9 protein-coding genes and 3 pseudogenes are annotated in these 10,336 nt (G+C 65.6%); 5 read left to right on the forward strand and 7 right to left on the reverse strand.

From position 1 onward, the window contains the following. The first annotated feature begins 45 nt into the window (after nucleotides 1-45). The 3 genes and pseudogenes from D8Y23_RS14765 to D8Y23_RS14775 all read left to right on the forward strand — a co-directional run. Nucleotides 46-456 carry a GlcG/HbpS family heme-binding protein gene (locus tag D8Y23_RS14765; RefSeq protein WP_063250650.1) on the forward strand — a complete coding sequence of 137 codons (411 nt, stop codon included), beginning with the start codon at nucleotides 46-48 and terminating at the stop codon, nucleotides 454-456. Nucleotides 457-1,233: 777 nt separating this feature from the next. Further along, nucleotides 1,234-2,562, forward strand: a pseudogene (locus D8Y23_RS14770) (ISL3 family transposase). Nucleotides 2,563-2,566: 4 nt separating this feature from the next. Continuing rightward, nucleotides 2,567-2,932: pseudogene (locus tag D8Y23_RS14775) on the forward strand (excinuclease ABC subunit A); the annotation flags it as partial. Nucleotides 2,933-3,058: 126 nt separating this feature from the next. Here the strand turns inward: D8Y23_RS14775 and D8Y23_RS14785 are convergent. The 4 genes from D8Y23_RS14785 to D8Y23_RS14800 form a co-directional block, all read right to left on the reverse strand. Continuing rightward, a complete protein-coding gene (locus D8Y23_RS14785; RefSeq protein WP_205797265.1) occupies nucleotides 3,059-4,189 on the reverse strand; it encodes an NAD(P)/FAD-dependent oxidoreductase in 1,131 nt (376 codons plus the stop codon). Nucleotides 4,190-4,330: 141 nt separating this feature from the next. After that, the gene (locus D8Y23_RS14790; RefSeq protein WP_108320577.1) at nucleotides 4,331-4,633 is read right to left on the reverse strand and encodes a putative quinol monooxygenase; all 303 of its coding nucleotides are present in this window, start codon (nucleotides 4,631-4,633) and stop codon (nucleotides 4,331-4,333) included. Further along, nucleotides 4,630-5,199, reverse strand: coding sequence for a type 1 glutamine amidotransferase domain-containing protein (locus D8Y23_RS14795; protein WP_108320578.1), 570 nt, complete (start codon nucleotides 5,197-5,199; stop codon nucleotides 4,630-4,632). The genes D8Y23_RS14790 and D8Y23_RS14795 overlap by 4 nt, the downstream gene beginning before the upstream one ends. Nucleotide 5,200: 1 nt before the next feature. After that, nucleotides 5,201-6,367, reverse strand: a complete 1,167-nt coding sequence (locus D8Y23_RS14800; RefSeq protein ID WP_108320588.1) for a glutathione-independent formaldehyde dehydrogenase — start codon at nucleotides 6,365-6,367, stop codon at nucleotides 5,201-5,203. 419 nt (nucleotides 6,368-6,786) lie between these two features. Between D8Y23_RS14800 and D8Y23_RS14805 the strand changes: the two genes are divergently transcribed. After that, nucleotides 6,787-7,110, forward strand: a complete 324-nt coding sequence (locus D8Y23_RS14805; RefSeq protein ID WP_108320579.1) for a hypothetical protein — start codon at nucleotides 6,787-6,789, stop codon at nucleotides 7,108-7,110. Between the two features lie 534 nt (nucleotides 7,111-7,644). On the opposite strand, the pseudogene D8Y23_RS14810 reads toward D8Y23_RS14805, so the two are convergent. From D8Y23_RS14810 to D8Y23_RS14820, 3 genes and pseudogenes are all read right to left on the reverse strand, one after another. Continuing rightward, nucleotides 7,645-8,010, reverse strand: a pseudogene (locus D8Y23_RS14810) (TMEM175 family protein); the annotation flags it as partial. Between the two features lie 57 nt (nucleotides 8,011-8,067). Continuing rightward, a complete protein-coding gene (locus tag D8Y23_RS14815) occupies nucleotides 8,068-8,856 on the reverse strand; it encodes an aldo/keto reductase (RefSeq protein ID WP_240663921.1) in 789 nt (262 codons plus the stop codon). A gap of 130 nt (nucleotides 8,857-8,986) precedes the next feature. Next, entirely contained in the window at nucleotides 8,987-9,256 is a 270-nt protein-coding gene (locus D8Y23_RS14820) for a hypothetical protein (protein WP_108320582.1), read from the reverse strand. A 459-nt stretch (nucleotides 9,257-9,715) separates the two neighbouring features. On the opposite strand from D8Y23_RS14820, the gene D8Y23_RS14825 reads away from it, so the two are divergent. Beyond that, a partial coding sequence (locus tag D8Y23_RS14825) for an SDR family NAD(P)-dependent oxidoreductase (RefSeq protein WP_128218850.1) occupies nucleotides 9,716-10,336 on the forward strand: 621 nt, incomplete at its 3' end.

A 10,336-nucleotide genomic window follows, 5' to 3' on the forward strand; every position in this document is an offset into this window, starting at 1 on the left:
GCGGCTCGAGCCACAAAGCGCACGCCACACTCGAAGGAGCAATTGATGCCATCTATTCCTACATTGTCGTTGGACGACGCCAAACGTGTCATCGCGGCAGCAGAAGCTGAATCCAGCACGCAGGGTCAGCCCAGTAACATCGCCGTCGTCGATGCCGGCGGCAATCTCGTCGCTCACGTACGGATGGACGGAGCGTGGCTGGGCAGCATCGACATCTCGATCAACAAAGCTTTCACGGCCCGAGCGTTCGACACAGCCACCAAAGACCTCGGCGACCTCGCCCAACCCGGTGAGCAGTTTTACGGCATCAACGCCTCCAACGACGGTCGGGTGATGATCTTCGCCGGTGGCATCCCGCTCGAGCGCGACGGCCAGGTCGTCGGCGCCGTCGGCGTCAGCGGAGGAACCGGCGTCCAAGACCAGGCCGTCGCCGAAGCCGCCGCCAGCGCCTTCTGAGACCGACCCGCACCGAACCCGGCCCCCGGCCGGCACGGGGCTGGATGCGTGCGTCGTCGACGTAGACGGTCACGGCTCGGACCTGACGGCCAACCAGCACCTCCTCGGCGCAGCACCGAGATCATGGCGGCCGACGTCCACGCGTCCAAGCTCCCGTAGTCCGCCAACGCACGAGACGATCGCGCCCCTCCGAGCCGTAGCCAGGTCGCGACGCAACGCCACGCTGCGTTGCCGAGCGGTGCGAGGCCTATCGACACACGGACAGGATGCCGGCCGCGAGGGGTCCGTCGCAGAGGAGAGCGACGTCGGTGTCGGGCAGAGCCGTGAGTCCAGCGCATCGCGCGACCACCAGAACCGAACAGCCCCTGACCTGCGTTTCCGCAGGTCAGGGGCTGTTCGCCGGAGCCCCCCGTGGGAATCGAACCGACGACCTCATCACGTCGGCTTTGCGTCTATCGCTTGATGCGCCCACTGGGCAAACGAGCCGCTGACCTGCGCAAACGCCGAGCGTGGGGGACACCGCCATCCGGTGGTGACCGACGACGACCGACCAGTACCGACCGTTTCACCGGAGCTTGCGGCGGCGCCGAAGCCGAGCAAGCTCCATTCCTTTAGCTCACCGCGCCCTCCTCCTCGCCGGTCCCGTCGTCGTCGAAGACGTTTCGGGGGTCTTCTGAGACGACGGTGTAGGTCGGCCGGGACGCGTTGGTCCGCAGATAGACGTGGAGGTCTCCCGACGACGGAGGTTCCTACGCCATCCATCCGAAAGACCTCGACGTGACCGACGCTACCCCGCCGGCCGGCTTCGGCCGCCCTGACCTGACCTGACCGCCTTCGCTCGACTCGACGGCCTCGGTCTGAGCGTGACCGGACAACGACTTGAACCGGATCGTGCGGTCCGCGTGCCGCGTGATGGAACCAGATCAGTGGTGCCGACGGTGCGGCAGCGAAGGCGCTGCTCGTGACACCGTGATCCGGCGGTTGGCCCACGAGCCGCAGGGCTGGCGACCGACCGTGCTGGAAGTTGTAGTGCGCCGCTACCGCTGTGCCGACTGCGGACACGTGTGGCGCCAAGACACCAGCGCCGCGGCGGAACCACGCGCGAAGCTCTCGCGCACCGGGCTGCGGTGTGCGCTGGAGGGGATCGTGGTCGCACACCTCACCGTCGCCCGTGTCGCCGAGGGACTCGGGGTCGCGTGGGACACCGCCCCAACGGCGCGGTCTTGGCTGAAGGCAAGCGACTGCTGATCAACGACCCACGCGGTTTGAGGGCGTGAACGTCATCGGCGTCGATGAGCACGTCTGGCGCCATACCAGGCTTGGCGACAAGTACGTTACCGTGATCATCGACCTCACCCCAGTCCGCGATGGCGCCGGCCCAGCAAGGCTGCTCGACATGGTCGAGGGCCGGTCGAAGGCGGCGTTCAAGACCTGGCTCGCCGACCGCGACGACGCCTTCCGTGAGCGGTCGAGGTGGTCACGATGGACGGCTCCATCGGGTTCAAGACCGCCGCTGCAGAGGAGATCCCGGACGCGGTCACGGTGATGGATCCCTTCCACGTCGTGCGCCTGGCCGGTGACGCCCTCGACAGGTGTCGGCGCCGGGTCCAACTCGCGCTCCACGGGCACCGTGGGTTCAGGGACGACCCGCTCTACAAGTCGCGGCGCACGCTACACACCGGCGCGGACCTGCTCACCAACAAGCAGAGCGACAGGCTACGCGCGCTGTTCGTTGGTGACGCTCACGTCGAGGCCGAGGCGACCTGGGGTGTTTACCAGCGCATGACCGCCGCCTATCGCCACGAGGACCGGCAACGTGGCCGCGAGCTCATGGAGAAGCTGATCACCGACCTCAGCGCCGGCGTCCCTAAGGTGCTCACCGAGCTCACCACCCTGGGCCGGACCCTGGAGAAGCGAGCCGCTGACGTGCTCGCCTACTTCGAACGACCCGGCACTAGCAACGGGCCGACCGAGGGGCTCAACGGACGGCTCGAACACCTACGCGGCTCCGCACTCGGGTTCCGCAACCTGACCAACTACATCGCCCGAAGCCTGCTCGAGACCGGCGGCTTCAGACCCCAACCCCTACACCCCCGATTGGGATGAGCCGCTTTCCGGGGGTGAAGCGCAGCGTGTCAAGCTCGCGACCGAGTTGCAGCGGGCGCAGCGCCGAGACACGCTGTACGTCTTGGACGAGCCGACCTCCGGGCTCCACTGCGCCGACACGGATCGTCTGGTCGCGCATCTGCAGACGCTCGTCAAGGCGGGTAATACTGGCGTCGTCGCGGCAGAGCTCGATATGCGTGTCATCGCAGTGGCCGACCACGTGATCGATCTAGGGCCCGGTGCGGGCGACGCTGGCGGGACCGTGGTTGCAGCTAACACGCCCGAGCACGTCGCGAACAAAGGCGTCGGTGCTTCCGCCGGCTACCTCACCGCCGCACCGCACGCAGCCATCAACGTAACCCCATCCTGACGAGTGACGAGATCGTAGTCTCGGGCGGGGAGCTTAGAGGCCAGGACGTCCAACTCCTCGATCGTGGGTTCGCTAAACAGTTTGCCGGCCAGAAGCGCGGATCCCCCCGCGATAGAGAGACACGCCCTAGCTCTGGGCCTCGCCGAGGCGCGCTTCGGGCGTGAGCTCGGCGCGGAGACCGCCGCCGGTCGCAGCCCGGGCAAGAGCGCGACCCAGCGCAGGTGCCTGCTTGAACAAATTGTGACCGGCCACAAAAAAGACAGAGCCCGCCTCCCACACGGCCACGCCGTCCTCACTCCACGGGAGGTCGGTCACCCAGCAGTGAAGGAAGTCGCGCGGCTCAGGGTGAAGACCGGGCAGCGCCCGTGTCACGTACTCGCGTGCGCGTTCGTCCAGCGATCGAATCGCCGCCGGGTCGATGAAAGTTCCGTCGTCGCGGACGCCGACGGTGTCGCTGAGTCCAACCGAATAGCTGCTATTACCCGGTAGCGGCGTCGCGTAGACGCCGACCTCGCCGAAGACGCCGCTACTGTCCTGCAGGCACGCGACTCGTGCCGGGGCGGCGGCTTTCACGTCGAAGGTCAGCCTGACGTGTGCGGCGAGGCGAACCGGCAGCGACAGGCCGACGCTGCGTGCCAGGCGGGCGGTTTCGCGGCCGGCGCACACGACCACCTTGGAGTAGATAGACCGGTCGGTGACGCTGCGCACCTCGACCGTTCCATCGGCGCGGGGATCGATGGAGATGACCTCACCGGTGGTGACCGCATCTGCAAGGGCACCCGTGAGTGCCGTGATTGCGGCGCGGGTGCGGATCGCGCCGCCTGACTCGTCGAGCACCGCTGGCCCCGAGTACCCAGCGAGCAGCGGCATCCGCCGGGCGACCTCGGCCGCGTCGATCTCGTGAGCTTCCACGCCGCCGACCTCGTCGAGCACCCGCAGCCGCGCCAGGGCGCTGTCTCCGATCGCCAGGACACCGTCTGATGAGACCAGCTCGACATCGAAGTGTTCGGCCCACTCATCCCATACGCCGCGGCTTTCGCGCGCGAAAGCGACGAGTCGCGGGTCGTCGTGGGCATGCCGGAAGATCCGCGACTCGCCTGCGGACTGACCCGTCCCGGGCAGACCAGCCTCGTACAAGCGCACCGGCACGCCCTGCTCCCGCAGCGCGTACGCCGTCGACAGACCGACGATCCCGCCCCCGATCACTGCTACCTCGGGTGCACGCGTCGTGGCAACGCCGTCGTCAGTTCCTGTCATCGCGGTTCCCCGATCTGTTGCTGATTAGCGATAGGCCGCAAAAGAAGGGGCCGCTGCCACGACGTCAGCGGGCTGTGTAAGCCCGAAGTCACCGCGCGCAGCGACCCCTCCTTTCTGTGCCAATACTCCCGGGCTGTCGTGTCAGGCGGGGAGTTTGGAGCCCAGGACGTCGAGCTTCTCGATCGTCGGTTCGCTGAACAGTGTGCCGGTCTGCTCGCCGAGAGCGGTCGCTACTGCGCCGGACAGGTGCGCGTCGCGGCCGGCGTCATCGGGGAACACGTCGAAGATCCCGAAGGAAGAGGGGCCGAGACGAATCGCGAACCACGCTATGGTGGCCGGTTCCTCCTCGACGAGTCCTCGCCCGATGCCGAGAAATTCTTGGACCTCGTCTTCCTTGCCGGGCAGGGCCTCCAGCCTGACAAGCAGTCCCTTTGTCACGCTCATGACGTCACCTCCTCCTGGGTCGAGTTGCTCGCAAATTTCGCCACGATCGTGTCGCAGAACGCAGGCAGGTCCTCGGGTGAGCGGCTGGTGATCAGATTCCCGTCGACCACGACGTCCTGGTCGACGACGTCAGCACCGGCGTTGCGCAGGTCTGTGCGGATGCTCGGGAAGGACGTCAAGGTGCGACCTCCGACCACGCCAGCCTCGATCATCGTCCACGGCCCGTGACAGATCGCCGCCACGGGCTTGCCACTCTCCACGAAGTCGCGGACGAAGGAGACGGCGTCCTTGTCGACCCGGAGCTGGTCGGGGTTCACCGTGCCGCCGGGAAGCAGCAGGGCGTCGTAGTCGCCCACCGAGGCATTGGCGACCAACCCGTCGACGGTGAACGTGCCCGCTTCATCCAGGTCGTTCTCACGGGCCTTGATCTCGCCGTCGTGGATCGAGAGGACCTCGGTCTGAGCGCCGGCCCGTTCCAGTGCTTCGCGGGGTTGCTCGAGCTCAACGCGTTCGACTCCGTCGGCGGCGAGGATCGCGACCCTCTTGCCCTGGAGATCTGCTGCCATCTCAGTTTTCCTTCTTTCCGTTTGACATGCCGGGCTTGATGAGGACCTTGGTCCAACCCTTGGACCGGGCGTCGAAGTTCTTATAGGCATCGGCGGCTTGGTCCAGCGAGATTTCGTGGGAGACGATCCACGAAGGGGTCGCCTTGCCGGCCGCGATCAAGTCTCGCAGTCGGCGGTTGTACCGCTTGACCGGGGCCTGACCGCTTCCCATGGTCTGACCCTTGAACCAATGTGTGCCGTAGTCGATGGCTGCCTTGCCCTGTTTGGCCAATTCGCCCTTGGCCCCCGGGTCCTGGGGGATGAACACGCCAACGGTGCCGATTCCTCCGGTGAAGCGGACCGCGTTGATGAGCATGTTCAGCGTGGCGGCGGTGTCCTCGTTGCCCTGGGGATCGTGGGCCTGGTAGCCCACGCATTCGCAACCACGGTCAGCTCCGAGCCCCATCGTCTCGTCCAGCACAGCCTGCACGGGGTCGACCTTGGAGTCGTCGATGGCAATCGCACCGATCTGCTCGGCCAACGCGAGCCGGTCAGGGTGACGATCGACCACCATCACCTTCGCGGCACCCTTGATCATCGCGGACAGGGCAGCCATCAGCCCGACCGGGCCCGCCCCGGCGATCACAACGCTGTCGCCGGGTATCACGCCGGCCATCTCGGTGGCGTGGTAGCCGGTGGGGAAGATGTCAGAGAGCATGACGTAATCGTTCTCCTTCTCCTCCGCATCCTCGCCCAGGCGCAGCGCGTTGTGGTCACCGAAAGGCACGCGGAGCAGCTCCGCCTGGCCACCGCCGTAGGGACCCATGTCGGCGAACCCATAGGCCGCTCCGGCCAAGGATGGTTCGGGCTGGGTGGTGAGACAGTAGTTGGTCAGGCCGCGTTCGCAGTTCTTACAGAAGCCGCACGAGATGTTGAACGGGAGCACAACCCGGTCTCCGACCCTGACCTTCTCCACGCCGCTGCCGACTTCGATGACCTCCCCCATGTTCTCGTGACCGAACGTCCGGCCTACCTCGAAGGACGTCCGCCCCTCGTACATGTGCAGATCCGAGCCGCAGATGTTCGTCGTCGTCACCCTGACCAGGACATCGGTAGGGCGCTCGATCTTCGCGTCCGGGACGTCCTTCGTGCTGACCTGACGGGGCCCCTCGTACACCACTGCCTTCATGTCCACTCCCATCAGATGTATTGCTCGATGCTTCTTTGACGGGGCCTCGACAACGCCGGCCCTCCGCGAGACAGCAAACGCCCCCGCCGAACGACATGTCAAGGGGCTCGCCCTTGAGTTGACGTGTAGCGATCGAGCCGGGATAGTGCCCGGGTCCCGCTGCGCGGAACCCTCTCCCCCAGTCTCAGGGCATGGGGTTTCTCGGATCAAAAGAGCCACAGTCGACACCCGACCAGCGCCGTCGATGCCTGGGATGCCGCACTCGCGGATCACAGCAAGGAGATGCTGAGCCGGCTGCGGGCCGAGGTTGAGCAGATTCAAGCCGAGGCTGACGCCTCGGACGACCTGGCGGACGAGCACACGGAATAGAACATCTGTTCTAAAATCGATAACCTGGCGGTCCGCAAGGAGGATCGGCAGTGGGTACATCGAAGCGATACGCGTCGGCGGTCGATCGCAGGATGGATACCCGGATACTGGAGCGGATCGCTGCGGAGGCCGGCCCCCTGCAGTCGCTCTCGAGCGCTGAGCTGCGGTTAGACGTAGAACCGGTGACTATCGACCCGCGGCCGAAGCCGGCGAAGGCGTGGGTGCGCTTCGGCGCGACGCCGGCGCTCGTCGACGCGGAGGTCTGCCGGTGGACAGCGGATGCCTGCGCGATCAGGTTCCGCGTGGGCGAGACGGAGATGAAGGCATGGGTATGGGCCTCGGCGGTCACGCCGGCCTCTCCTGGAAGGCGCTGAACGTCCCTGTGGACGGTTTCTGCGGCGCCGCCGGCATCCCGGTTGCCTGGCGTCATGGATGACGACGAATGGCCAGGCTTCTCCCCTACCTGTGAGCGCTGCCTGGTGCAGCTGCAACCGTCGTGGAACCCGCCGACTCCCCCGGTCTGGCGGTGCCCGAATTGCGGCCTGGTGCGCGTGTTCTAGCCGATCTGGCGATCGGCGAGCAAAGCAAGCCCGAAAACGTCGGACGACGGTAGGTCGCTATTCACTCGCAAGGAACGAGCAGCTCCGAGGTACCATCCGCTCCTTCAGTCAACGAGCCATCTGATCGTGTCCCGGTTCCATACCGGGTCTGTACACGGGCTTTGCGGGGGGAATGACGTAGCCCAACGTTACAATCCCCGCCGCGATCAATCCGCCACGCCAATTCCAGAACGCCACTCCGGACGCCGCCCAGTAGGCAGCGGCGGTAAGACCATATTTGATGGTGAGGCGGCGAGGATAAGCCTCGGTCAGCCTTTGATCGGGTAGACCTTTGGCGGTGGCGTGCACTCACCGAAGAAACCACCAGGTCGCCGGTGCCGCTGCTATGCCCAGGTACCAGAGGGCGGCGGTTGTGCTGTCCGCATCTCCACCGAAATGTTCGACCAACGGGCGCGCGGGAAATGGAGTGATACTGACCGCAGCCAAGAAGCCGATGGTCAGCAGGTTGTAGCCATGGTCGGTCTTCTCTAGCAGCTTGCCGCTGAAATGGCTGTGGGCCCAATAGAGGCCGATGAGGATCACGCTGAGGACGTAGGCGGCGTAGTCCGGTGCCAGCTTCAGGTAGGCCGCGGCGAGGTCGCCATCCTCAGGCCTCGGTGCGTGCAGTTCCACCACAGGAAGTGTGATCGCGATCGCAAGCACCGCGTCGTTGAACGCCTCGAGCCGATCCGTCTCACGTTCGGTTCCCTTGAGAGAAAACCGCCATTTGAGCTAGAGCATCTCGAGCGGGCGACGGTCGCGTGGCCGAGGAAATGCCGCGTCGAGTGTCGCAAGGTCGGCGTCGGAGAGGACGATATCTGCGGCTGCCCGGTTCTCCCGCACATGTGCGATCGAACTCGCCTTCGGGATGGCGATGAGGCCATCGTGCCGCAACGTCCAGGAAAGTGCGACCTGCGCAGGGGTAGCACCGACCTTGGCTGCGATCTTCACAAGGGAGGGATGGTTTGAGAGTCGTCCCTGCTCGACGGGACTATACGCCATGACAGGCATTTCATGAGCGACGAGCCACGGCAACAATTCCAACTCAGGGCCTCGACGGACGAGATTGTAGAGAACCTGATCGGTCACGCAGCCATCCCCGCCGGCAGAAACAAGCTCGTCCATGTCGTCAGTATCGAGGTTGCTGACACCCCAATACCGAATCTTCCCGGCCGATTTCAGCGCCTCCATCGCTTCTATCGTCTCAGCGAGCGGCACCGATCCCCGCCAGTGGAGCAGGTAGAGGTCGAGCCGGTCGGTGCCGAGACGTCCCAAGCTCGCCTCGCATGCGCGTGAAAGGCGTGCGCGCGAGGCGTTCTGCGGATACGCCTTGCTGACGAGGAACAACTGGTCGCGCCGGTCGCCTAGCGCTTCGCAGATCAGCGTTTCCGCCGCGCCGTCGCCGTACATCTCGGCAGTATCAACGAGCGTCATGCCCAGCTCGACACCGGCGATCAACGCGGCGATCTCGTCGGATCGTCGCTCAGCACGCTCGCCCATCTTCCAGGTGCCTTGACCCATCGAAGGAACGACTTCTCCGCCCGGCAAAGTCACATGCCTCATATGCCGTCACTCCTTCAGATGTTCTCGGGTCGCCGCGTCTACCCACCCCCGGAGGGTACAACGCACACCACACGCTCGCGTCCCCCATCTATGACAGGCGTACCGGGGACGCCGGCGCGCAGGGCAGTTTCTCGGTCGGCTCGTCCACGTCCCGCACGGCGGCAATGGACCAAGCAGGGTCGCGGACCCAACTGCCCTCGATCGTCCTCACAGTCGGCGCGCTCCTATTGTTGCTGTTCGGAAAGGCCCTTCTGACCCCGAAGTCGGTCGCGATCTGCTTGATCGTCACACCATCTTCACGACCGCGAGCCACGCGCACGACATCGTCGCGGAACTCACGAGGATAGGGCTTGGGCATGATGACATCCTCCCAGCGGCACCAACCAGCACCACAGATCAGGTGTCACCTATCCGTGCAGCAGTCCCGTCGGCTCGGGGGCACCGTCAGTGTCGCGCCAGTTATCGTGTCGCGCGAACCTCGCAGTCCGATTCGTCCTCTGCAATGAACACACTTTCAACCGTCACGTCCCAGTGCCTGTACCGGCCCGATCCCTCGAGCTCGCGCTCGATCCTGTTCATGAAAGAGGTCGTCGCGCTGCCCACGTGGGGCAGGAACGGGCCGTAGTGAACCGCCCTCTCGTCGCCTACCGGACACTAGGCTCGCGTTCATGGGAACGATCTCATTCGCCTTCTTCGGCATCGACCGCCCCACCTTGGATAGCGACGTCCGCCGGCTCACAGCCGACACCGCGTCGCAGCTCCCGCACTGAACGAGCGACGCCGACCGACGCCGCTCCCCGAGAGAAAGAAGCACACAATGTCAAACTCGCTCGATGGCAAGGTCGCACTCGTCACCGGTGGTGGCGGAGGGATCGGGCGCGAGACCGCGAAGGTCCTCGTCGACCACGGCGCACGGGTCGTCGTCGCCGACCTGTCCGAGAATGCCGGCAACGGGACGCTCGAGTACATCGACGGCGGAGACGCCGTGACGTTCGTCCGGGCGGACGTGACCGACCTCGCGTCGATGCAGCACCTGGTCCAGGCCACGGTGGACCGCTACGGCCGACTCGACATCGCGCACAACAACGCCGGCATCGAGGTCACCGGCCCCGACCTCGCCGACGTTACGGTGGAGCAGTTCGACAAGGTGATCGCCGTCAACCTCACCGGAGTGTTCATCAGCATGAAGGCCGAGATCCCGCAGATGCTAGCGCAGGGCGGCGGATCCATCATCAACACCGCCTCGTCCCTCGGGCAGGCCGCCATCGCCCACCAGTCCGCCTACGTCGCGTCGAAGCACGGCGTCATCGGCCTCACCCGAGCCGCCGCGGTGGAGTACTCCGACAAAGGCATCCGCGTGAACGCAGTGCTGCCCGGGGTGATCCAGACGCCAATGATAGACGCGCTGGAGGAGACCTACCCCGGCTTCAAGGACGCG

Source organism: Microbacterium enclense, from assembly GCF_004022425.1.
GTDB classification, from domain to species: Bacteria; Actinomycetota; Actinomycetes; order Actinomycetales; family Microbacteriaceae; genus Microbacterium; species Microbacterium enclense_A.

Bases quoted from the DNA above. Each gene is read 5' to 3' on its own strand.
- D8Y23_RS14800 (WP_108320588.1), bottom strand. From the start codon at position 6,367: ATGAAGGCAGTGGTGTACGAGGGGCCCCGTCAGGTCAGCACGAAGGAC.
- D8Y23_RS14765 (WP_063250650.1), top strand. From the start codon at position 46: ATGCCATCTATTCCTACATTGTCGTTGGACGACGCCAAACGTGTCATC.
- D8Y23_RS14790 (WP_108320577.1), bottom strand. From the start codon at position 4,633: ATGAGCGTGACAAAGGGACTGCTTGTCAGGCTGGAGGCCCTGCCCGGC.
- D8Y23_RS14785 (WP_205797265.1), bottom strand. From the start codon at position 4,189: ATGACAGGAACTGACGACGGCGTTGCCACGACGCGTGCACCCGAGGTA.
- D8Y23_RS14820 (WP_108320582.1), bottom strand. From the start codon at position 9,256: ATGCCCAAGCCCTATCCTCGTGAGTTCCGCGACGATGTCGTGCGCGTG.
- D8Y23_RS14815 (WP_240663921.1), bottom strand. From the start codon at position 8,856: ATGGGTCAAGGCACCTGGAAGATGGGCGAGCGTGCTGAGCGACGATCC.
- D8Y23_RS14795 (WP_108320578.1), bottom strand. From the start codon at position 5,199: ATGGCAGCAGATCTCCAGGGCAAGAGGGTCGCGATCCTCGCCGCCGAC.